The 20,452-nt window shown below is 62.9% G+C and carries 19 protein-coding genes and 1 pseudogene; 9 read left to right on the top strand and 11 right to left on the bottom strand.

Annotation, left to right across the window (positions count from 1 at the left end; translation table 11 throughout):
- Nucleotides 1-44: 44 nt before the first annotated feature.
- The 5 genes from BN1134_RS04685 to BN1134_RS04705 form a co-directional block, all read right to left on the bottom strand.
- A complete protein-coding gene (locus tag BN1134_RS04685; RefSeq protein ID WP_042045525.1) occupies nt 45-1,259 on the bottom strand; it encodes an aldose 1-epimerase family protein in 1,215 nt (404 codons plus the stop codon).
- A 196-nt stretch (nt 1,260-1,455) separates the two neighbouring features.
- Nucleotides 1,456-3,054 carry a glutamate--cysteine ligase gene (gene gshA / locus BN1134_RS04690; RefSeq protein ID WP_042045527.1) on the bottom strand — a complete coding sequence of 533 codons (1,599 nt, stop codon included), beginning with the start codon at nt 3,052-3,054 and terminating at the stop codon, nt 1,456-1,458.
- Nucleotides 3,055-3,113: 59 nt separating this feature from the next.
- Nucleotides 3,114-5,927: a M16 family metallopeptidase gene (locus tag BN1134_RS04695; protein WP_052449425.1), complete on the bottom strand. Its 2,814-nt coding sequence runs from the start codon at nt 5,925-5,927 to the stop codon at nt 3,114-3,116.
- A gap of 22 nt (nt 5,928-5,949) precedes the next feature.
- A complete protein-coding gene (locus tag BN1134_RS04700) occupies nt 5,950-6,399 on the bottom strand; it encodes a YqaA family protein (protein WP_042045528.1) in 450 nt (149 codons plus the stop codon).
- Nucleotides 6,392-7,345: an NADP-dependent oxidoreductase gene (locus tag BN1134_RS04705; RefSeq protein WP_042045530.1), complete on the bottom strand. Its 954-nt coding sequence runs from the start codon at nt 7,343-7,345 to the stop codon at nt 6,392-6,394. The genes BN1134_RS04700 and BN1134_RS04705 overlap by 8 nt, the downstream gene beginning before the upstream one ends.
- Before the next feature lie 56 nt (nt 7,346-7,401).
- Here BN1134_RS04705 and BN1134_RS19590 point away from each other — a divergent pair, with 56 nt between their 5' ends.
- The gene (locus BN1134_RS19590; protein ID WP_156991661.1) at nt 7,402-7,569 is read left to right on the top strand and encodes a hypothetical protein; all 168 of its coding nucleotides are present in this window, start codon (nt 7,402-7,404) and stop codon (nt 7,567-7,569) included.
- A gap of 304 nt (nt 7,570-7,873) precedes the next feature.
- Here BN1134_RS19590 and mepM read toward each other — a convergent pair whose 3' ends face one another.
- Entirely contained in the window at nt 7,874-9,220 is a 1,347-nt protein-coding gene (gene mepM, locus BN1134_RS04710) for a murein DD-endopeptidase MepM (protein WP_042045532.1), read from the bottom strand.
- 262 nt (nt 9,221-9,482) lie between these two features.
- Between mepM and BN1134_RS04715 the strand changes: the two genes are divergently transcribed.
- The gene (locus BN1134_RS04715; protein ID WP_042045533.1) at nt 9,483-10,760 is read left to right on the top strand and encodes a LapD/MoxY N-terminal periplasmic domain-containing protein; all 1,278 of its coding nucleotides are present in this window, start codon (nt 9,483-9,485) and stop codon (nt 10,758-10,760) included.
- A complete protein-coding gene (locus BN1134_RS04720; RefSeq protein ID WP_156991663.1) occupies nt 10,757-11,698 on the top strand; it encodes a TAXI family TRAP transporter solute-binding subunit in 942 nt (313 codons plus the stop codon). Before BN1134_RS04715 ends, BN1134_RS04720 begins: the two co-directional genes overlap by 4 nt.
- Here BN1134_RS04720 and BN1134_RS04725 read toward each other — a convergent pair.
- Entirely contained in the window at nt 11,693-12,364 is a 672-nt protein-coding gene (locus BN1134_RS04725) for a transglutaminase-like cysteine peptidase (RefSeq protein WP_042045535.1), read from the bottom strand. The two genes, BN1134_RS04720 and BN1134_RS04725, sit on opposite strands and share 6 nt — an antisense overlap.
- A 47-nt stretch (nt 12,365-12,411) precedes the next feature.
- Nucleotides 12,412-13,299, bottom strand: coding sequence for a zinc ABC transporter substrate-binding protein ZnuA (gene znuA / locus BN1134_RS04730; RefSeq protein WP_042045537.1), 888 nt, complete (start codon nt 13,297-13,299; stop codon nt 12,412-12,414).
- 93 nt (nt 13,300-13,392) lie between these two features.
- Between znuA and znuC the strand changes: the two genes are divergently transcribed.
- Nucleotides 13,393-14,151 (top strand): zinc ABC transporter ATP-binding protein ZnuC, encoded by a 759-nt coding sequence (znuC, locus tag BN1134_RS04735; protein ID WP_042045538.1) that lies wholly within the window; start codon nt 13,393-13,395, stop codon nt 14,149-14,151.
- A 10-nt stretch (nt 14,152-14,161) separates the two neighbouring features.
- Nucleotides 14,162-14,941 (top strand): zinc ABC transporter permease subunit ZnuB, encoded by a 780-nt coding sequence (gene znuB / locus BN1134_RS04740; protein WP_042045539.1) that lies wholly within the window; start codon nt 14,162-14,164, stop codon nt 14,939-14,941.
- Here the strand turns inward: znuB and BN1134_RS04745 are convergent.
- Entirely contained in the window at nt 14,928-15,845 is a 918-nt protein-coding gene (locus BN1134_RS04745) for a LysR family transcriptional regulator (protein ID WP_042045540.1), read from the bottom strand. The two genes, znuB and BN1134_RS04745, sit on opposite strands and share 14 nt — an antisense overlap.
- Before the next feature lie 90 nt (nt 15,846-15,935).
- On the opposite strand from BN1134_RS04745, the gene BN1134_RS04750 reads away from it, so the two are divergent.
- Nucleotides 15,936-16,817: a DMT family transporter gene (locus BN1134_RS04750; RefSeq protein WP_042045541.1), complete on the top strand. Its 882-nt coding sequence runs from the start codon at nt 15,936-15,938 to the stop codon at nt 16,815-16,817.
- Here BN1134_RS04750 and BN1134_RS04755 read toward each other — a convergent pair.
- Nucleotides 16,799-17,383: a uracil-DNA glycosylase family protein gene (locus BN1134_RS04755; protein WP_042045544.1), complete on the bottom strand. Its 585-nt coding sequence runs from the start codon at nt 17,381-17,383 to the stop codon at nt 16,799-16,801. The genes BN1134_RS04750 and BN1134_RS04755 overlap by 19 nt on opposite strands.
- 96 nt (nt 17,384-17,479) lie before the next feature.
- Here BN1134_RS04755 and rarD point away from each other — a divergent pair, with 96 nt between their 5' ends.
- Together rarD and BN1134_RS04765 are read left to right on the top strand one after the other, a co-directional pair.
- On the top strand, nt 17,480-18,373 hold the full coding sequence (gene rarD, locus BN1134_RS04760; RefSeq protein ID WP_042045546.1) for an EamA family transporter RarD: 894 nt from the start codon (nt 17,480-17,482) through the stop codon (nt 18,371-18,373).
- The gene (locus BN1134_RS04765) at nt 18,370-18,666 is read left to right on the top strand and encodes a GIY-YIG nuclease family protein (protein WP_156991665.1); all 297 of its coding nucleotides are present in this window, start codon (nt 18,370-18,372) and stop codon (nt 18,664-18,666) included. The genes rarD and BN1134_RS04765 overlap by 4 nt, the downstream gene beginning before the upstream one ends.
- A gap of 48 nt (nt 18,667-18,714) precedes the next feature.
- On the opposite strand, the gene hldE is transcribed toward BN1134_RS04765, so the two are convergent.
- A complete protein-coding gene (gene hldE / locus BN1134_RS04770) occupies nt 18,715-20,142 on the bottom strand; it encodes a bifunctional D-glycero-beta-D-manno-heptose-7-phosphate kinase/D-glycero-beta-D-manno-heptose 1-phosphate adenylyltransferase HldE (RefSeq protein WP_042045547.1) in 1,428 nt (475 codons plus the stop codon).
- Nucleotides 20,143-20,295: 153 nt separating this feature from the next.
- On the opposite strand from hldE, the pseudogene BN1134_RS19595 reads away from it, so the two are divergent.
- Nucleotides 20,296-20,452, top strand: a pseudogene (locus tag BN1134_RS19595) (LpxL/LpxP family acyltransferase); the annotation flags it as partial.

Below are 20,452 nucleotides of genomic sequence, written 5' to 3' on the forward strand. Positions count from 1 at the left end.
CCCCGCCATTGGCGGGGCTTCTTCGTTGGTGCGTCGTTGCCCACTCAGTGGGGCAGCTGAACCAGCGGGTCGCGGCGCAGCTCGGTGGGCTGACTGCCCTGCACCGCCTTGACCCGGTCGAGGGCGGCCTGTACCTCGCCCTTATCGCGCAGCAGCTGGTAGCGCAGGGTGAAGTACTTGCTCTCCCCCGCCTTGATGGTCGGCACCAGACCGAGCGGGCGCTGGTACTTGGTGCTGTAGGCATAGCTGGTGCCGGGCTCGATGCCGGTCACGTAGCCCTGCTGGAGGGTGTCGGTGTTCTTCCACAGGGTCAGAACCGGCAGTTGCTTCACGTTGAAGTCGACCGCCACCCCGGCATTGCCGGCCCGGTTCTCGAGCACCGCCAGCGTGTTGCCCTTGGCATCGCTGTAGGGAACGATGTTGAACACCATCTCGTCAAACCCCTTGGTCGGGCCGAGGTAGGTCTGCCAGCTGTCGAGCCCCTTGCGGGCATAGTCGTTGAACGGGGAGATCTGCTTGACCGGAGCGCTGATCCGGGCCCCCTCCTCCAGGAGCGGTGCCCCGAAGTTGCCGTGATAGATGATCTGGTACTCGTTGTCGTAGTCGGCCTGGTTGGTGAGCTTATCCTCTACCGTAAAGGCCGCCTCGCCCGGCACCAGGGTGACGCCGGTCCAGGTACTGAGATCGCTGAACTTGAAGGTCTTCTCATCGACCCGACCGCGCACGTGAATGGCATAGGGCGGGGTCTCGTCCACCGTCACCCGCACCACGGAGGCAGGGGTGTTCTGCACCCGGCCATGCAGGCTCTTGAGGCGGCCATCGTCGTCTACGCCCGGATGACCGGTCCACTCATAACCGCAGCGCACCAGCATCTCGTTGAAGCCGTCGAGCCAGCCCAAGCCGCCACGGCTCTCGAGATCGATGAAGGCCGGGTTGACTATCTCTTTCACCGGCGACTCCCACCCCAGGCGCAGATCGCCGCCACGCACCTCGTAGATCCCCATGCCACGGGTTGGCACCAGGGTCATCTGCAAGGTGCCATTGTCGACGACGATGACATCCACCCCCTCCTGACGGCCGCCGTGCAGCCGCTTCTTCTCGATGCTAAAGGGGATCTTGCTCTTGATGCCGAGGCTGTCACTGCTCACCTTCCAGTTGCCCACATCCAACCCCTGCGCGGTGTCGACCAACACAAAATTGGCCGCCTGCAACGGCAGCGCACAGCACAGCAGCAACCCCATCCCTACGCGTACTTTCATCTCGTTATGCTCCCGATGATCAATAAACTGAATCGTTTCAGCTTAAGGTGAAAATTAGGGCGATGGGCGAAAGGACGCAAGAGTGCCCCGGCGCAAACTGTGAGCAAGCCGACAGACAGGGGAGGCTTTTGACACCGACTTGAAGGCTGAATCACGCTTCAGCAAAAAGAGGTTCGGCCCTCACGGGCCGAACGGTTTAGGCGGGGGTATCGGCATAACCGAAGTAATCGGCGAGGAACTCATCGAAGCTCTGGCTATCGCCGCGCTCGATCTCCTTTTGCTTTTGCAGTGAGTCGCGCGCCTCACCACTGAAGTACTCTTCGTCCCAGTACTCGAGCGCGCTGGCCAGCAGCTCGTCACGGTAGCGGGCGGCCAGCTCGCGGCCAAAGCAGCCGTTGTCCTTGTTACCGGCTTTCAGCTCGCGCAGCAGCCGCGCCGACAGGGTCAGCTCCGGATCGAGTAGACGCTCGCGCAGCGCGGCCAAGGTGGCGCCGTAGCGGTTGCGCCCGCCACAGCTGGCATCGAGCAAGGCTGCGACCTTGCCCAGCTCCTCGAACAGGGATAGCCCCCACTCCTTGAGCCCCTGCTCGCCGCCGTCGGTCTCCAGTTGCAGGCCGGGGCGACGCCCCTCCAGCACCACCTTGGTCTGGTTGCGGCGATTGCGGGCGATCTCCTCCTCGCTCAGCAGCGGCGAGGGACGCAGCAGGCACCACACCAGGAAGAGATCGAAGAAGCGGATCTGGTCAGCGGTGATGCCGATCGGGCTGAAGGGGTTGATGTCGACGGTGCGCAGCTCGATGTAGTCGATACCGCGGCGCGCCAGCGCATCGGAGGGTTTCTCCCCCCGGCGCGGGGTGTTCTTGGGCCGGATCGGGGCATACAGCTCGTTCTCCAGCTGCAACACGTTGTCGTTGAGCTGGCGATACTCGCCATCCACCTTGACCCCCAGCTTGGCGAAATCGGGATCATGGGTCTGAATGGCGCGGCGCAGGGAGGCCACGTAAGCCGGCAGGTTGTCGTGGCTGATCTTGAGGCCGGCCTGGGCACTGTTGGTGTAGCCGAGATCGGAAAGGCGCAGCGAGGTGGCGTAGGGCAGGTAGAGGGTGCCCTTGCCGAGCTGCTCGAACGGCAAGGTCGTCTGGCGCCCCTTGAGGAAGGAGCCACAGATGGCCGGCGAGGCACCGAACAGATAGGGCACCAGCCAACCGAAGCGATAGACGTTGCGAATCAGCCCCATGTACTTTTCCGAGATGAAGCGCTGGCTACAGCAATTCTTGCAGGCCAGAGCCTGCCACTCGCACCAGAAGCTCTCGGGCATGGAGAAGTTGAAGTGCACCCCGGCGATCACCTGCATCAGGCTGCCGTAACGGTGCTTGAGGCCGCGCCGGTAGAGGTGCTTCATCCGGCCAATGTTGGAGCTGCCGTACTCGGCCAGACGGATGCTCTCCTCACCGCCGACGAAACAGGGCATGGAGAGGGGCCAGAGGCGCTCGTCACCGATGTGGTGGACAGCGGTGCGGTGGATGTCGCCTAGTTGCTCGAGCAGCGTCTCGATGGAGTCGGTGGCCGGGGTGATGAACTCCAGCAGCGGCTCGGCATAATCGGTGGTGATGTTGGCGTGGGTCAGTGCGGCGCCGAGGGCCAGCGGATGATCCCGCTGCGACAGCTCACCACTCGGGGTAATACGCAGGGTTTCACGCTCGATGCCACGGCGCATCCCCTTGAGGGCAGGCAGGCGCTCGGGGGCGCCCAGTGCGGTCAGCAACTCATCGAGGGAGAGGGTCTGGGAGGTCATATTCACGGCTCACTCCGGGCTCCCCCCAGAAGAGGGAGCCGGTGGTTGTTATGGCTGTCTCAGGGTGCAGGCAGCGGATAGACAGGAAGATGTAGCTCTTGCAACGGTTTTTCAAGTGCCTGGCGATCACCGACCACCACAATCACCATCTGGGCCGGGTCGAGCCAGCGCTCGGCCTGGGCCTTGAGGGCCTGGGGCGTGATGCTCTTGATGATCTCGCTCTGACGGGCGACAAAATCCGGCCTCAGCTGATACATGATCATCTGCAACAGGAAGCCGGCCTTCTGATCCAGGGTCTCGTAGGCCAGGGCATCCTGCTGGGTCACGGCGCTGCGCAGGTAATCCATCTCCTTGGCCGACGGCCCCGCCTTGCGGTACTGCTCCAGCTCCTTGAGCACCTGGCGGATGGCATCGACGGTGGCATCGGCCCGCACGTCGGCGCCGACGGCAAACACGCCGGCGTCGCGGTTGGCCGAGAAGCCCGAGCTGGCGCCGTAGGTGTAGCCCTTATCCTCGCGCAGATTGAGGTTGATGCGGCTGTTGAAGTTGCCGCCCAGGTTGAAGTTCATCAAGCCGGCCGCGAAATAGTCGCCGGTGGCGTCATAGGGGAGCGCACGGCGACCGATGCGGATCACCGACTGGGGCGCCCCCGGCTTGTCGATGAGATAGATACCGGGCTTGGCCTGGGATTCGGTCGGTTTGAGGCTGCCGAGCTCCGGCGCCTTGCCCTGCCAGCGAGTGAGGAAAGCCAGCCCCTGTTCGATGGCGGCCTGATCCACGTCGCCGGCCACCACGATGCGGGCGTTGGCCGGATTGTAGTAGTGCTGCCAGAAGCGCTTCACATCGGCCAGGGTCAGGGTTTCCACCTCCTTGAGCGAGCCGTCATTAGGCTGACCAAGGCGGGCCTGCTGACCGTAGATCAGCGTGCGGAAGGCCTGACTGGCCATCCAGGCCGGTTGCTGGCGGCTCTGCTGCATCCCTTGCAAGATCTGGTTCTTGGTGCGGGCAAAATCCTCGTCGCGGAAACCGGGCTGGAACAAGAGCTCCTGCACCAGGGCCAGCGTCTGAGGCAGCTTGTCGGTCAGGCTGCTGACGGTGATGAGGTTGTTGTACTGGGCGCTCGAGAAGCTGATGTCGGAGCCGAGCTTTTGCAGCTCGTCGCTGAGCTTGGCCTCGTTTAAGCGCTCGCTGCCCTGTTCGAGCATGGCGGCGGTCAGGTTGGCCAACCCCAGCTCCCCCTTACCCTCGGCGCGAATGCCGCCCGGCAGGGCGATGGTGATGGAGACCGCCGGGATCTCGTCGCTGCGGGTGCCGAGGATTTCGATCCCCTGATCAAGCTTGCCCTTCCAGGTGGCCGGCACCGTGACGCTGACGGCAGGGCCAGTGGCAGGCTGCTTGCTGCGATCAAAGTTGTCCTTGACCGTGCGGGCCGCCAGGTTGCTGTCGTGCTGGCTGTAATCGGGCAGCTCGCGCGCCGCCGGGGTGAAGTTGGGGGTGGCCGCCTGCCACTGACGCTTGCCCTTGGGCACCACGCTCAGCACCACGGCAGGCTTGTCCGCGATGAACTGCCCATAGGCCTGCTTGACCTCGGCCGGGGTCACCTTGCCGATGGCGGCGAGGCTCTTGAAGACGTAGTTGGGGTCCTGCATGAAGACCTGCCCCATCGCCAGCTGACTCACCTTGCCCTGTACGCTGCCCATGCCCCAGATGGCCGAGGCGCGGTACTTGTTGATCGCCTTCTCGAGATCATCTTGCTGCACGCCGCGCTGGGCAAACTGGGCCACCACCTTGTCGACCTCGGCCTTGAGGCTCTTGAGGCTGCCGTCGGCCGCAGGATTGGGGTAGGCGTAGATGGCCAGGGAGCAGGCCAGCTCTTCACAGTAGTGCGAGGCGCCGGCGTCCACCGCCTTGCCACTTTTGACCAGCGCCTGATAAAGCATGGAGCTGGCCGAGCCCCCCAGCACGTCGGCAAACATGTCGAGCGCCGGCTCGCGCGGATCGCCGAGCGCCACCGTCGGGTAACTGATGTAGAGCAGCGGCAGGTGCACCTTGTCTTCCAGCGTCAGGTAGCGGGTCGCCGGCAGCGTCACCGGCTGCGCGACCGGCTCGGCCACCTCGGGCCCGCGCGGGATGGCGCCGAAGTACTGCTCAATCCAGGCCAGCGCCTGCTTGGACTCGAAATCCCCCCCGAGCGTCAGGGTGGCATTATTGGGGCCATACCAGCGCAGGAAGAACTGCTTGAGATCATTCACGTCGACCCGGTCGAGATCCTCCACATAGCCGATCGGCTGCCAGGAGTAGGGGTGGGTACGCGGATAGAGCGCCTCCCCCACCTTCTCGCCCACCAGACCGTAGGGCTGGTTGTCGACCCGCTGGGCGCGCTCGTTTTTCACCGTGGCGCGCTGAATTTCGAACTTCTTCTGGCTCACCGCGTCGAGCAAAAAGCCCATGCGATCGGCCTCCAGCCACAGCACCTTCTCGAGCTGGTTGGCCGGCACCGTCTCGTAGTAATTGGTGCGATCCCGATTGGTGGTGCCATTCATGGTGCCACCGGCCTCGTTGATGATGCGCATGTGCTCCTGATCGCCCACGTGCTTGGAGCCTTGGAACATCATGTGCTCGAAGAAGTGGGCAAAGCCCGACTTGCCGACGCTCTCGCGCGACGACCCCACATGGTAGGTCACATCGAGGTGCACCAGGGGGTCTGACTTGTCCGGCGCCAGGATCACGGTTAGGCCGTTGTCGAGCCGGTACATCTGATAGGGGATGGAGAGCTTGCCGGGCTCCTTGGTCTGCTCGGCCACCAGGGTGGGCGCCGCCAGCACCGGCGTAGCCAGCAGGGCCAGCGTCAGTACACAGAGGGATCGATTCACACAGTCCTCACGATACGAAGAGTCAGAAGATCTGGCCGGCGAGCAGCGCAATCACGCCGTAGCGGGCCAGTTTGCCGAGGCCAATCAGAAAGCAGGCGCGCAAAGGCGCCATCTTGAGCCAGCCAGCCAGAAGACAGAGGCCGTCCCCGATCAGCGGGGTCCAGGCCAGCAGCAGGGCCCAATGGCTATGAAGTTGGAGCCACGAAAGGGCCGTTTGTTCCCCACGACCGGTGAAATCCTCCGGCCGCTTGCGCCGCCGGGCCCACCAGCCCAGGGCGAAGGTGGTCATGGAGCCCAGGGTATTGCCGAGCGTGGCCCACAGCAGCAGGGAGAAAAGACTCCACTGCTGCTGGGCCACCATGGCGCCGAGCAGCACTTCCGAGCCGCCGGGCAGCAGGGTCGCCGAGGTGAAGGCGCTGACAAACAGGGCGGTCAGCCCATGTGTGCCAAGCAGGGCCGCCAGATCAGGCATGACCATCCATACGCAGCAGCAGTTTGCCACGGGTGTGGCCGGCCTCGATGGCCTGATGGGCCAGTGCCCCCTCGGCCAGGGGGAAGGTGTGGGCAATCTCGATGCGCGCCCCCCCTTGCTCGAGCAGGGCCACCATGCGGGCCAGGGCAGACTTGTCGGGGTGAACCAGCATGCCGCGCACCTCGATGCTGCGCTCGGCCCCCGCCGCCTTGATCGCCTCGGCGGTGAGGGTGGGCACAGTGATAAGACGCCCGCCCGATTTGACGCAGGCCAGTGCCTGCTTGCCGCTCTCGCCCCCCACCAGATCCAGCACCAGATCGACTGCGCCGACCTGTGCCGGCCAGTCGGGTGCGTGGTAATCCAGCACGGCCTTGGCCCCCAGCCCCAGAACGAAGTCGTGGTTGGCAGGACTGGCCAGCCCCACCACCTCGGCACCGGCGGCGCACGCCCACTGCACCGCCAGATGACCCACGCCACCGGCCGCCGCCAGGATCAGCACCCGCTGGCCAGCCAGCAACTCGCCGTGCTCAAACAATCCCTGCCAGCCGGTCAGCCCTGCCAGCGGCAACGCCGCCCCTTGCGCAAGCTCGAGTCGCTCCAGCTTGACCAGCTCGGTCTCGCCGACCACCACTGACTCGCCATAACCACCGCCACGAAGGGGAAAGCCGACCATGCCGCACACCCGATCGCCCACCGCCAGCTCGCAGACACCGGGCCCCCGCGCCTCGACAATGCCCGCCACGTCATAGCCGGGTGTCCACGGTAACTTGTCCTTGTTTTGGGCGGCCGCCCAGCCGAGTCCGGCCCGGGTCTTGGCATCGATGGGATTGACGCCGGCGTAGTGTACCCGCACCCGCACCTGTCCCTCGGCAGGCTCGCCATCGGGCACATTAGCCAGACGCAGCACGCTCGGATCGCCAAAGGCGGTGATCTGCAATTGATTCATTGTTACAGTCCCTCTCGTAAGCAACGAAGAGGTGACAGGATAACAGTGAGGACGCGATGGCTCGAATGTTTCTTATTCCCCTGATCCTGGCTATCGGCTGGTATCTGTTCCTGATGTGGTTTCGCATCCCGTTCCGGCAAGGGCTCAAGGGGTTTTACTGGATCATCGGCCTGGGCAGTGCCATGGCGGGCTTCTTCAGCCTGATGATCTGGCTGACCCACTGAGCGGCCCATGCCGCCAACCTCCGGCTTCTGGGTAGCGGCGCCTGACTCCCGGTGTTGAAAAGGCGCGTGCGGCCCCAGCGTTAACCGCCAAGCTGGGGGAGTACGGAAAACATGTGGAGCGACGCACTCTGACATTCACCGCCAAAAGGTGACATGGGCAGGCAAGCCAAAGGGAGGGGGCATAGAAGTGCCCCCTCGACAGCACCAAAGCAATCAAATGGATAAAAGCGAAAGAGGCGGGCCTTCGTACCGGTAACGATACGCAGACCCGCCTCTTGAGGTGTGCTTATGAAAAGCGCAAACGTCAGCTGGCAGCCAGCTCTTTGCGATAATCCCTCACCTTGGCGAGGAACAGCCGCTTGGCTTTACCTGAGAGGGGTTCAGCCATCGGTAATTTGACCCGCATGGCATCAACCGGACGGTTGTTGATACGCACCTCGTAATGCAGGTGTGCACCGGTTGAACGCCCTGTGTTACCAGAGAGCGCAATCTTGTCGCCCATCTTCACCTTCTGCCCCGGCTTGACCAGCAGCTTGCTCAGGTGCAGGTAGCGGGTGGACACGGTACGGCTATGACGAATCACCACATAAGTCCCTGCCAACGGGTGACTGGTGGCCTTGAGCACGACACCATCGCCGGTCGCCAGTACCGGGGCCCCGATCGGCATGGCAAAGTCGGTGCCCTCATGGGGACGCACCATACCCGTGATGGGATGCTTACGCGCCGGGTTGAAATTGGAGCTGACACGATAACGGCTGTGGGTCGGATAACGGCGGAAACCGCGCTCCAGGCTCATCCCTTGGCCATCGTAATAGTTGCCATCGTCAGAGAGCCAGGCGGAGACACTCTTACCGCCACTCTTGAACTCAACCCCCAGCAGCTGACTGTTGCCGGTGCGTTGATCGTTAACCATTTCGTGCTGAACCAAAACCCGGAAGGTATCGCCCTGTTTGAGCTCCTTGGCCAGGTTCATGCGCCACTGGAACAGGTTGGCGATCTTCTGGATCTGGGCCGCGGATAGTCCTGCGTTGCGGGCACTTTGGTAGAAACTGCCACGCACTGTGCCTTCCAACGGCGCACGTCGCCACTCCACCGCCTCAGTGATCAGCTCGGCAAGGTATTGCTCATCCTTGCGCTCCAACACCAACGTCTCTTTGATGTTGAGGCGAAGACGCATCTGCTGCAGCAGGTTATCTTCGTCGATCTTCAACTCGAGCACCTGGCCCGGCTTGAGGCTGGCCAGTCGGCGCTTGTTGTCCGCGTCAAGCACCTTGTAGAGGGTGGTCGTAGAGAGGCCCAAAGTATTAAAAATGGACGTCAGATTCTCACCATTGCGGATCCGGTATTCCATCCACTGCGGCTCGGGAACCACAGGAATATCGTCCCCCTCATCGGAGGCCGCATCCGGCTCCACCAGCTCATGATCAGGGATGGAGTTAAATTCGGTGTTGTCTTCATTGGTCGCCGTGCCTTGGGCAGCAAGGGGCAACTCCAGTCGCAGCGGTTGTTCGAGAACATCCCCCGGAGCCGGAAGGAGCGCCACGGTTGACAGCGTCAACGCTGTCAACGCCAGGATGGCGTAAAAATGTTTGCGGGGAACCGGCGGCTCCCAGTTGGCCGCGTGAGCCACCAAGGGACGGAGACGTTTCATCCGTTGTCCTGCTTCTGGAAAGATAATGCATGGGCCCGAGGGCCAGATTAAAGAGTGCTAAACTGCTAATTCGACAACAGCCAACGAGAAGAGTTCATTAAAAATAAAAAACTCTCGAAATGACATTTTATGCATAAACACCTGAACTGTGCATAAATGCGTGCCATCTTTAAACCTGTTTTTTCACAGTTTCCGAGCCAGTTCCCTATTCACGGGATTGAATGTTTATCACATGTTAAATGACGGTTCTCAGGGAGCGAGCATGTCGTTAGCCAAATTGTTAAATCTGATCATTTTGGTTCTGTTCCTGATCGGAGCCTTTTTGCTGGTCTCACTGGAGACCAACACTGTCCGGCGCTCCGTATTGGATCAGATGCAAGCCAATCTGGAGACCTCCACCACCGCGATGGGGCTCGTGCTGCAAGGTTCCCTGCTGGGGGGCGACAAGGTGCTGGCTGAAACCATCGTCAATGCCATGTTCGATGGCGGTTTCGTCCGCTCCGCCACACTGACAGATCCTGACGGCAAGGTACTCTTTCGGCGCGAATTCTCTGCGGGCCAGCAAAATGTGCCGGCCTGGTTCCAGCAGTTAGTCAGCATGCCCCCCGTGGTACAAGAGCAGGAGATGACCGATGGTTGGAACATTCTGGGTACGATTCGTCTGGAAGGGCACAGCGGTTATGCCTATCAGCATCTTTGGCAGGCTCTTCGCTCAGAAGTCGGCTTGCTGCTGCTCGGCCTTGCGGTGATGCTGCTACTGATCCAATGGAGCTGCCATCGCCTGCTGGCGCCATTGCGCCAGATCAGTACCGAACTCGATCTGATCAGCCAAAGACGCAGCAGCCGCACCTTACCCCCGCCCTGGCTGCAAGAAGTAAAGGGGGTGGTGAATGCCGTCAACCGTCTGATCAGTGAACGCCAGCGCGATCTCACCCAACAACGCCTCAAGCTGCAACAGCTGGCCCAGCAGTTCCCGACCCCTCCCTTCCCACACCACCATCACACCACGGCACGGATCATTCATTTCATCTCAACTCAGGGAGACATTACCCTCTACCGCGCCTTCATCCCCGCCGAAGCGGTGGAGGCCAACTGGCACCAACAGCAGTTCGAGCAACTGCTAACCCAATGGTATCAAGGAGATATCCAGGGTCTTCGCCTCCCCATGAGCCTGCTGGAACATCCACAATGGTATTGGTTGGAGCAAAAAATTCGTCCGCAAAAGGGCAAGATACTGGACTGGCGCTATGAAGGCCCCCCGACCCCCTCCATGCTGGCGCGCCTCAAGAGCCTGCAAACCAGTGGCATTGAGCTGGCATTTCACGACTGGCCCTTGAGTAAAGAGTCTCTGGTTCTGCTGGAGCTGCATCCCCGCCTGGTGGCGACACACCTCAACGATGCCCCCCTGCTGTGGAACATGGCGGCACAGTGCGTACACGCTCATGGCACCACGCTGCTGGAAGAGGGAGAACACGCTCTCTCTGTCGATACCCTGCGCAACTGGGGGATCGATGGTTATCGCAAGGAGCGGACATCATGAGAAGCGTATTACTCCTGCTGCTCCTCCCCTCCCTCTGGAGCCAGGCAACAGAACGTTTCTATCTGGGCACCGGGGATATCAGCGGCATCTACTACCAGATCGGTGGCGAGTTCTGCCGGCTGGCCACCCAGGCCAATCATCAGAACCGCTGCGCCGTCGTACCGAGCTCAGGCTCTATCGAAAACCTGGCTCTGCTAAAAAGCGGCAAGATCAACATCGCCATGGTGCAATCGGACTGGGCTTATCAGGCGTTCAGAGGGAGCGGGCTCTATCATGCCCATCCTCAGCCACAACTGAGGGCTCTGTTTGCCACCCATGCGGAGCCTTTTGCTCTGGTGGTCAGGGCCGATGCCAAGCTACGCCAGCTGGGCGATTTGGCGGGGCAGCGTCTCTATCTTGGCCCGGCGGGCTCAGGCACCCGCCAAACCGCGCTAACGCTGCTAGGGCTCAGTGGCCTGACGCCGAAGGCGATTCAGGAGGTGAAGACGGACGATCCGGGAGAGGCGCTATGTCGCGGCCAGATAGCGATGTTTGCCATGGTCAGCGGACACCCGAATCGAACCCTGGTGGACACGGCCAAACAGTGTGACATTCGATTCTTACCCATCCCTCCTGACATCATCACTAAACTGCTGGTCGATGCCCCCTATTATCAACGCAGCCAGATCCCTGCTCGCCTGTATCCCGGCAACCTGCAACCGACACCGACCTTCGCCGTGGCAGCCATTCTGCTGACCACTGCCGAGGCGCCAGACGCCGGGGTGTATCAGATGGTGAAGGGGATGTTGGGCGAGGGGGCCCACTTCAACCAGCAGACCTTCGCCTATGCCAACCTGTTCCGCCTGCCGCGCTACCAAACCGGTAAGGTATTGCCGATCACGCAGCACCCGGGAGCGCAGCGTTTCTTTCAAGAGCTCAAGCAAGCCGGCAAGTTATAACGCCCGCCGTGGAGAGCGGAGGTGCTCGGTCGAGAACCGGGTCTGCATCGACTTCCATTGGGCCAGGCGATCGGCTGAGCCGGCCAGGGTGCCCTCCCGCCGTGACTTCATGATCCACAGGCTTTTGGCATCGAAGCTGTAAACCGGCAGCAGATCAGTGCGCTTCGAGCCGGGCTGGATGGTGGCCTTGATGTTGTCGAGCACCAGCGGCTCCGACTTGGGGGTAGCAAAGTAGAGCACCACCATGTGGAACTGGTTGTAGGCCAGCGCCTTGACGTAAGCCATGCGCAGCTTCTTCTCATCCACCCCCAGCTCCATCAGGGTGTAGTACTTGGCGATGCTGTAATCCTCGCAGTCACCACCGCGCGCCCCAATAAACTCGAGCGGGTTGGCCCAGTAGTCCTGCTCGCCCCACAGCTTGGGATCCTCGCTGTAGGTGAGGTTGTTGAAGTAGTTGTTCACCAGCGACAGCTTCTGCTGATCGCTGGTGCCGGCACGGGGAGCCATCAGCTGGGCCAGCGCCTTGGCGCGCTGTACCGAGCCTTTGCCGTACACCTCTTCCATCTTCTGCTGCAAGGCTGGCTGGGCAAGATAGTCGGACATTCGGGAAGCCTGCGCTGTGCCGGCAAGCAGCAGGCACAGCATGGCGAGGGGAAGCGATCTCATGAACAACACTCCTTGTCGATACACGAGACCAGTATAGAAGGGCTCTCTTAGCGGCAGGCGCTAAATGCCTGAGCCATGCTATCCATCCACTCCAGATAGGCATCGGGGCCCACGTCGATCGTTCCGCCGGCTTCGTCAAGCAGCAGAACCTTGGCGCCAGTATTGCGGGCTACCGAGTCGATGACATCGGGTCTGAACTGGGGCTCGGCAAAGACGCACTGGGCCTGGTGCTGCTCCAGCGCCTTGCGGATAGTCACCAGGGTCTTGGCACCGGGACGGCGCTCAGGGTTGACAGTGAAGTGCCCCTTGGCCTGCATGCCATAATGGCGCTCCCAATAACCATAAGCATCGTGGAACACAAAGTAGCCCTTCTGCTGCACCGGTTTCATCTGCTTGGCAACCTGCTCATCCTTGCTCGCCAACGCCTGATCGAAACGCACCAGATTCGCCTGATAGCGCGCCTTGTTGGCCGGGTCCAGCTCGCTTAAGCGCCACACCATCGCCTGAGCGATGGGAAGGGCCAGGTTGGGGCCAAGCCAGATGTGAGGATCGACATTGCCATGCTCATGGTGGTGCCCTTCATGTTCATCATGATCGTGCCCCTCCCCTTCGGCGTAATGGTGCACCGGCAGACCGGGCAGGGTCAGCAGAGTGAGTACATTCTGCTTGCCCGCCAGCGGCTTGGCCATGAAGCCCTCCAGCTCTGGGCCAACCCAGATAACCAGATCGGCCGCGTCGATGCGGCGCAGATCCGAAGGGCGCAGGGAAAAATCGTGGGGCGAGGCTCCGGCTGGAAGCAATACCTCGGGCGTGGAGATATCCCGGGTAATGGCGGCGGCAATAAAACCGATCGGCTTTAGGGTGGTCAGTACCGAGGCAGCGGCGGCAGGTAAGGCAGCCCCAGCCAGCAACAGGGTCAAAAAAAGACGTTTCATGGGATCTCAATGGCTCGGAAGGCGTGGTAACATAACCACAACTGAGTGTTATAGTATAACAAAACTCACCGCAGTAAACCCCCGGAGTCATTCATGAACCAGTTGGTGGTGCTCAGCGACGTCTGTCTCGCTTTCGATGGCCGTCCTGTGCTCGACAAGGTCTCCTTCAGCCTGGAAAAAGGGCGGATCACCACCCTTGTGGGCCCCAATGGCGCGGGCAAGAGCACCCTAAGCAAATTGGTATTGGGGCTATTGACCCCTGACAGCGGCCAAATTTGTCGCCAGAAACGCCTGCGCATCGGCTATGTGCCGCAGAAGATCCACCTCGATCCCACCCTGCCCATCACGGTCGAGCGCTTTTTGCAGCTGGCTCGTGGGGGCCGCCGACCCATTACCGAAGCACTTGGTCGGGTCGGAGCCGAGGCTCTGCTCGGCAGCCGCATGCAGCAACTCTCAGGAGGTGAGCTACAGCGGGTACTGCTGGCCCGCGCCCTGCTGGTTGAGCCCGAGCTACTGGTGCTCGACGAGCCGGTGCAGGGGGTCGATATCAGCGGTCAGATCGAGCTTTATGCCCTCATCAGCGAGCTGGCCCGCGAGCTCGACTGCGCCGTGCTGATGGTCTCCCACGACCTGCATCTGGTGATGGCTAGCACCCACGAGGTGATCTGCCTCAACGGCCACGTCTGCTGTCACGGAGCCCCCGAGAGCGTGGCCCGCCACCCCGAGTTTGCTCGCCTGTTCGGCCGCCCCGAGCAAGAGCAGCTGGCGGTCTATACCCACCACCACCACTGCGATGGCGAGCATCATCACCATCACGGGGCTCCAGTCATCCGCCTGCCTTCCCGCCCCTGAGGAGTATTTCGTGGACAGCTTCCTTCTCTACGCCCTGGCCGCTGGCCTTGGCATCGCCGTGTTGGCCGGCCCCCTCGGCAGTTTTGTCGTGTGGCGCAAGATGGCCTACTTCGGCGACACCCTCTCCCACTCCTGCCTATTTGGTATCGCCCTCGGCATTTTGCTACAGGTGAACCTGACCCTGGCCGTGGTGCTCTGCTGCCTAGCCATGGCCATCTTGCTGTTCGTGATGAGCCGCAGCCAGCTGGTCGCCACCGACACCCTGCTCGGGATCCTGGCCCACAGCGCCCTCTCGCTCGGTCTGGTCACCTTGAGCTTCATGGATAACGTGCGGGTCGATCTGATGGCCTACCTGTTTGGCGATCTGCTCTCGGTGCAGCCGGTCGATCTGCTCTGGATCTATGGTGGGGGCAGCCTGGTGTTGCTGCTGCTGTGGCGGCTGTGGGATCCGCTGCTCTCCATGACGGTATCGGAGGAGCTGGCCCGGGTCGAAGGGGTACGCGTCGATCTGCTGCGCGCCCTGCTGATGCTGCTGATCGGCTTGGTGATCGCGGTGGCCATGAAGTTTGTCGGCGCCCTCATCATCACCTCACTGCTGATCATCCCCGCCGCCACCGCCCGCCGGTTCAGCCGCACCCCGGAGCAGATGGCCTTGCTCGCCTCCCTCACCGGCTGCCTCGCCGTGGTCGGTGGCCTGCTGCTCTCCTGGTATCAAGACACCCCGGCCGGCCCCTCAGTCGTGGTGTGCGCCACCAGCCTCTTCATCCTGAGCCAGCTCAAACGCGCGTAAGCGGCTCACGCTCGCCGGGGCGCAGGCTGGCCTGCGTCTCCTCCCACAGCCACTGGCGCAACCGGCTGATGGCCGGTTCATGGGCGCGCGAGCGCTTGCAGACAAAATAGAAATTATCCTCGGTCTCGAGCGCGTGCAGCGGCAGGCGCGCCAGCGTGGGATCGTCCGCTTGCAGCATGTAGTCGTTGATGAGCGCCACCCCCTGATCCCAACTGGCCGCCTCCAGCGCCAACAAGATGTGGCTGAAGTGATGCATCTGCGCCGCAGGGGGAATGGTCAGCGCCCCCGCCTCGGCCCAGCGTCGCCAGTCCTCCCCCTTCTCCTTGTAGATGGCCTGGATAGAGAGCAGCGGCAGCTGCCACAACGCCGCTGGCCACTCCCCTTCCACCTGCTGGAGCAGGCGCCGGCTGCACACCGGTATCAGCCGCTCCCGATAGAGCAGGTCGTGCATATAGCCGCGCCCCTCGGGGGAGACAGTGATGAAGCAGTCGGCCACCCGATCGGAGAGCTGAGGATCCTCGGCCACCATCTCAAGCGAGAGATCCAGCTCGGGGTGGCGCTGGCGCAAGCCCGAGAGGCGCGGGATCAACCACTTGACCGCAAACGAGCTGTACACGGCGAGGCGCAGCCGCAGCTCGCCGCTGCCGCGTAGCTGTTCGCTGGCCTGGGCGATCTGGGCCAGCCCGGAGGCGATCGCCTCGAGATAGCTCTCCCCCTGCGGGGTCAGCGAGACCCGCCGCCCCTGACGCAGCAGCAGTACCTCACCAAGATAGTCCTCCAGCAGACGAACCTGATGGCTCACCGCACTCTGGCTGACCGCCAGCTCGGCGGCGGCGCGGGAGAAACTCTGCAAGCGGGCTACCGCCTCGAAGTAGTGGACGGCGCGCAAAGGAGGTAGCTTCATTATCTAAATATCTCATCCATGTTAGCTTTATATCATTTTACGAGATAACAGTGTCCGGGCTAGCCTTCCCGTAAACATCAGGAGGGATCAATGAGATCGAATGCAGTGGCGATGGGCATCTTCTATCTGGTACTCGGCAATCTAGTGGCTGTGTTTTCCGACGCCCTGGTGAAGGTGCTTGACCCGGATCAGCCGGTGTTCCAATTCGTCTTCTTCCGCCAGGTGTCGGCCGCCCTGATGCTGCTGCCCCTGCTGCTCTGGTCGCTGCGCCGCCACCCGCCCGAGGCCCTACGCTGGCATCTGCTGCGCTCCCACATCTGGGCTGTCGGGGTGGTGATGATGGTGATCGCGCTAACCCGGCTGCCACTCGCCACCGCCAACGCCCTGTTCTACGCCGCGCCACTTCTGATGGTGCCGCTCGCGGTCTGGCTGGCGGGCGAAGCCCTGTCGCGCCAGAAGGTACTCACCGCTCTGCTCGGTTTTGCCGGCGTGCTCATCGTGCTGCGCCCGACCGAGGTCAACTGGGCGGCGCTGGCGGCCCTCGGGGTAGCGCTGACCATGGCCCTCAACAACTTGCTGATCAAACGTCTGCCGAGCCACCAGCCAGTGGTGCAGACCCTCTTTTTCACCAACGTGCTGAGCATGCCGCTGGTATTGGCACTGGCCTGGTGGGAAGGGGAGCCGTGGCAGTGGCAGATGCTGGGGCCCGCCTTCGGCTCGTCGGCCCTCATCGTGGTTTATGCGGGACTGTGCGTGCTGGCCTACCGCCAAGCGGAGGCGAGCCGCATCGCCTCGGCCGAGTACACCGGCCTGCTGGTGGCGGTCGGGCTCGGCGTCTGGCTGTTTGGAGAACAGCCGGATCTGCCGCTGCTCATCGGCAGCCTCTGCATCGTGCTGCCGCTCATCGCCATGGCGCGCAGCGGCAGCAAACCGGATGAACCTCCCAAGAAGGCTCAGGTCACAAGCAGCTGAGCCACCCGCTCGCGCAGTGAAGGGATCACCTCGGCCTCAAACCAGGGGTTCTTCTTGAGCCAGAGGGTGTTGCGCGGTGAGGGGTGCGGCAGGGGGAGAAAACGCGGGCCGACGTCGCGCCAATGGCGCACCGTCTCGGTCAGGGTGCCGCGATAATTCGCCCCGAGGTAGTGTTGCTGGGCATACTGCCCGACCAGCAGCACCAGCTCGACGCGCGGCATCAGCTCCAGCACCTGGGGATGCCAGAGCGGGGCACACTCGGGACGCGGTGGCAGATCGCCGGAGCGGCCACGGCCCGGATAGCAGAGCCCCATCGGCATGATGGCGATGTGGCGCTCGTCGTAGAACATCGCCTTGTCCAGCGCCAGCCAGTCGCGCAGGCGCGCCCCCGAGGCGTCATCCCAAGGGATGCCGCTGGCGTGCACCTTGGTGCCGGGGGCCTGGCCGATGATGAGCAAACGGGAGTGCTCGCTGCCACGGATCACCGGGCGCGGGCCGAGCGGAAGATGAGCCTCGCACAGGCGGCAGGCGCGGATGCGGGCAAACAGGTCGGGGATGGAGTTCATGGGGTCATATGCTAACCGATTTTTTCTGGCGGGGCTGCTTGCCGAAAGGGGGCCCCCTCTCTACACTGCGCCCACTTTGTTTAATTTAATAGACACATGACACCCTTGCTGTTAGGCCCCGGCGTGGTGGCCCTCTCCTTTATCCTGTGGGGTCTGCTGCCCCTCTACTACCAGTTCATGCCACCGCTCAACATGTGGGAGCTGCTCTCTCACCGTGTCATCTGGTCGGTGCTGCTGCTCGCCCTGCTGCTGCGCCTGACGGCGCGCCCCCTCCCCTGGCACCAGCTTCGGGCCGAGCCGCGCCAGCTGCTGCTGATCCTGTGCGCCGGCCCCGTTATGTCCATCAGCTGGAGCATGTTTACCTGGTGCCTCATCACCGGTCAGGTGCTGGCCACCAGCCTCGCCTTCTTCATGACCCCTCTGTTCAATATCGTGTTCGCGGTGCTCTTTCTCAAAGAGCGGCTGACCCCGCAAAAGCACCTCGCCGTAGCCCTGGCCCTGGCGGGGCTGGCCTACATGCTGTTCCAGTACGGCGAGCTACCCTGGTTCTCCCTCATCATGGGGGCCAACTTCGCCTGTTATGGCCTGCTGAAAAAACAGGTGCGCTACGGCGCCGACCACAGCCTCTACACCGAAGCGCTGGTGCAGTTGCCACTGGCGCTGGCTTTCGTGGCCTGGCTAACCCTGAGCGGCCAGCCCAGCCTGCTGCTGGAAGGCAGCTGGGGCGACCGACTGCTACTTATTGGCAGCGCCCCGGCCACCCTGATCCCGGTCGGGCTGTTTTGCTACGGCATGATGCGCACTCGCCTCAGCACCGTCGGCCTGCTGCAGTACATAGAGCCGAGCCTTGCCTTCCTACTCGCCCTCTTTTGGTTTGGCGAGCGGCCCGATCCGGTGAAGGAGGTAGGTTTCATGTTTGTCTGGGCCGGGCTGCTGATCAGCCTGCTGCCACTGCACCGGCTGCGCCGTCAGCCACGGGGCGCCCCGTGAGCTGGCACCTCTATCTGGTGCGTACCGCGCGCGGCCACCTCTATGCCGGGATCAGCACCGATCCGCAGCGCCGTCTGGCCGAGCACCAGAGCGGGCGTGGGGCCCGCAGCCTGCGCGGCAAGGGGCCGCTGACCCTGGTCTGGCAGGCCGAGGTGGGCGAACACGGCGAGGCGCTGCGCCTCGAGTACCGCCTCAAGCGCCTGACCAAGGCCGCCAAAGAGCAGTTGGTGGCGACTCCGCAGCAATGGCCCGAACTCAGGGCCCACCTGCTGCCCGAGGCATCCGAACCATAAAAAAAAGACCGGCCAGCAGGCCGGTCTTTTTTATTGGCTATGCTCGCGTCAATTGCGCTCGCGGATGGCCTTGATGATGTCGGTGGTGGAGCAGCCGTCCTCAAAGTTCAGTACCTTCACCTCGCCGCCGTTGGCGGTCACCTCGGCGTAGCCGGCAATCTCCTCGGGCTGGTAGTCGCCCCCCTTGACCAGCAGGTCGGGCAGGATCTCGCCAATCAGGCGCTGCGGCGTGTCCTCGCCAAACGGCACCACCCAGTCCACCGCCCCCAGCGCGGCCAGCACCGTCATGCGCCGCTCGGTCGGGTTGACCGGTCGGCCCGGCCCCTTGAGGCGGCGCACCGACTCGTCGGTATTGACCGCCACGATCAGGCGATCCCCCAGCTTGCGGGCATTGGAGAGGTAGGAGACGTGGCCGGCATGCAGGATGTCGAAGCAGCCGTTGGTCATCACTATCTTCTCGCCGCGGCTGCGGGCGGCCTCGACGGCCACCTTGAGCTGGGACTCGGAGAGCACGCCGAAGCCGCTCTCCTGCTCTGAGTAGAGGGCATTGGCCAGCTCGATCGGGCTGGCGGTGGAGGTACCCAGCTTGCCGACCACGATGCCGGCGGCGGTGTTGGCTAGGGCGCACGCTTCATCCAGGCTGCAACCGGCGGCCAGCGAGCTGGCCAGGGTCGAGATCACGGTGTCACCGGCACCGGTCACGTCATACACCTCCTGAGCCTGGGTCGGCAGGTGCAGCTCGCGCTGACCGTCGCGGATCAGGGTCATGCCGTTTTCGGAGCGGGTCACCAGCAGGGCATCGAGCTCGAAGCGGCGCACCAGCTCGATGCCGCGCTCGACCAGCTCCTGCTCGCTCTTCACCTTGCCCACCACGGCCTCGAACTCGGACATGTTGGGGGTGAGCAGGGTGGCCCCGCGGTACTTCTCGAACTCGGTTCCCTTGGGGTCGATCAGCACCGGTACGCCGGCGGCGCGGGCACGCTGGATCATGCCGGGCACGTCGTTGAGGGCCCCCTTGGCGTAGTCGGAGAGCACCATCACACCGCTGTGCGGCAGGGCGGCTTCAATCTTTTGCATCAGCAGCGAGGCATCAACCGAGTGGAACGCCTCCTCGAAATCCAGCCGCAGCAGCTGCTGGTTGCGCGACAGAACGCGCAGCTTGGTGATGGTCGGGTAGTCGGCCAGACGCACGAAGTCGCACTCCACCTTGACCCCGGCCATCTGGTTGGCCAGGGCATCGGCCGCCTCATCCTGACCGGTCAGGCCGAGCAGGGTGGCATGGGCGCCAAGGGCTGCGGCGTTGAGGGCCACGTTGGCAGCACCGCCTGGGCGCTCCTCGATGTGTTCCACCTTGACCACCGGCACCGGCGCCTCGGGCGAGATGCGATTGCTCGGTCCATGCCAGTAACGATCCAGCATGATGTCGCCAACGACCAGGACGCGGGCCTTGTCAAAATCGGGCAGGGTGATCTTCATCTGTATGGACTCTCGATGGGAAAAATCTGGCACGGATTCTACCATGGCCTCCCCGCTCCTGGCACCTCTGCCACCGGCCAGCGACAAATGCACTGCCCTCCGCAGGGGCTTTTCGGCTAGAATCCGCCCTCTGAGATCCTACAAGGAGCGCCCATGTCCGCCGAACGCCTTCCCCGTCTGGAGCCCCGCCTGCTCCACCCCCGCTATTGGCCGCAGTGGTTCGGCCTCGGAGTGCTGTGGCTGCTGGTGCTGCTGCCCTGGCGCTGGCAGATGTGGCTCGGCCGCCGGCTCGGTCGCCTCGCCATGCGCC

The organism is Aeromonas simiae, from assembly GCF_000820125.1.
Taxonomy (GTDB): Bacteria; Pseudomonadota; Gammaproteobacteria; order Enterobacterales; family Aeromonadaceae; genus Aeromonas; species Aeromonas simiae.

Excerpts from the sequence above, each read along its gene's own strand:
- BN1134_RS04685 (WP_042045525.1), bottom strand. The coding sequence starts at position 1,259 with ATGAAAGTACGCGTAGGGATGGGGTTGCTGCTGTGCTGTGCGCTGCCG.
- gshA (WP_042045527.1), bottom strand. The coding sequence starts at position 3,054 with ATGACCTCCCAGACCCTCTCCCTCGATGAGTTGCTGACCGCACTGGGC.
- BN1134_RS04700 (WP_042045528.1), bottom strand. The coding sequence starts at position 6,399 with ATGCCTGATCTGGCGGCCCTGCTTGGCACACATGGGCTGACCGCCCTG.
- BN1134_RS04705 (WP_042045530.1), bottom strand. The coding sequence starts at position 7,345 with ATGAATCAATTGCAGATCACCGCCTTTGGCGATCCGAGCGTGCTGCGT.
- BN1134_RS19590 (WP_156991661.1), top strand. The coding sequence starts at position 7,402 with ATGGCTCGAATGTTTCTTATTCCCCTGATCCTGGCTATCGGCTGGTAT.
- mepM (WP_042045532.1), bottom strand. The coding sequence starts at position 9,220 with ATGAAACGTCTCCGTCCCTTGGTGGCTCACGCGGCCAACTGGGAGCCG.
- BN1134_RS04715 (WP_042045533.1), top strand. The coding sequence starts at position 9,483 with ATGTCGTTAGCCAAATTGTTAAATCTGATCATTTTGGTTCTGTTCCTG.
- BN1134_RS04720 (WP_156991663.1), top strand. The coding sequence starts at position 10,757 with ATGAGAAGCGTATTACTCCTGCTGCTCCTCCCCTCCCTCTGGAGCCAG.
- BN1134_RS04725 (WP_042045535.1), bottom strand. The coding sequence starts at position 12,364 with ATGAGATCGCTTCCCCTCGCCATGCTGTGCCTGCTGCTTGCCGGCACA.
- znuA (WP_042045537.1), bottom strand. The coding sequence starts at position 13,299 with ATGAAACGTCTTTTTTTGACCCTGTTGCTGGCTGGGGCTGCCTTACCT.
- znuC (WP_042045538.1), top strand. The coding sequence starts at position 13,393 with ATGAACCAGTTGGTGGTGCTCAGCGACGTCTGTCTCGCTTTCGATGGC.
- BN1134_RS04745 (WP_042045540.1), bottom strand. The coding sequence starts at position 15,845 with ATGAAGCTACCTCCTTTGCGCGCCGTCCACTACTTCGAGGCGGTAGCC.
- BN1134_RS04750 (WP_042045541.1), top strand. The coding sequence starts at position 15,936 with ATGAGATCGAATGCAGTGGCGATGGGCATCTTCTATCTGGTACTCGGC.
- BN1134_RS04755 (WP_042045544.1), bottom strand. The coding sequence starts at position 17,383 with ATGAACTCCATCCCCGACCTGTTTGCCCGCATCCGCGCCTGCCGCCTG.
- rarD (WP_042045546.1), top strand. The coding sequence starts at position 17,480 with ATGACACCCTTGCTGTTAGGCCCCGGCGTGGTGGCCCTCTCCTTTATC.
- hldE (WP_042045547.1), bottom strand. The coding sequence starts at position 20,142 with ATGAAGATCACCCTGCCCGATTTTGACAAGGCCCGCGTCCTGGTCGTT.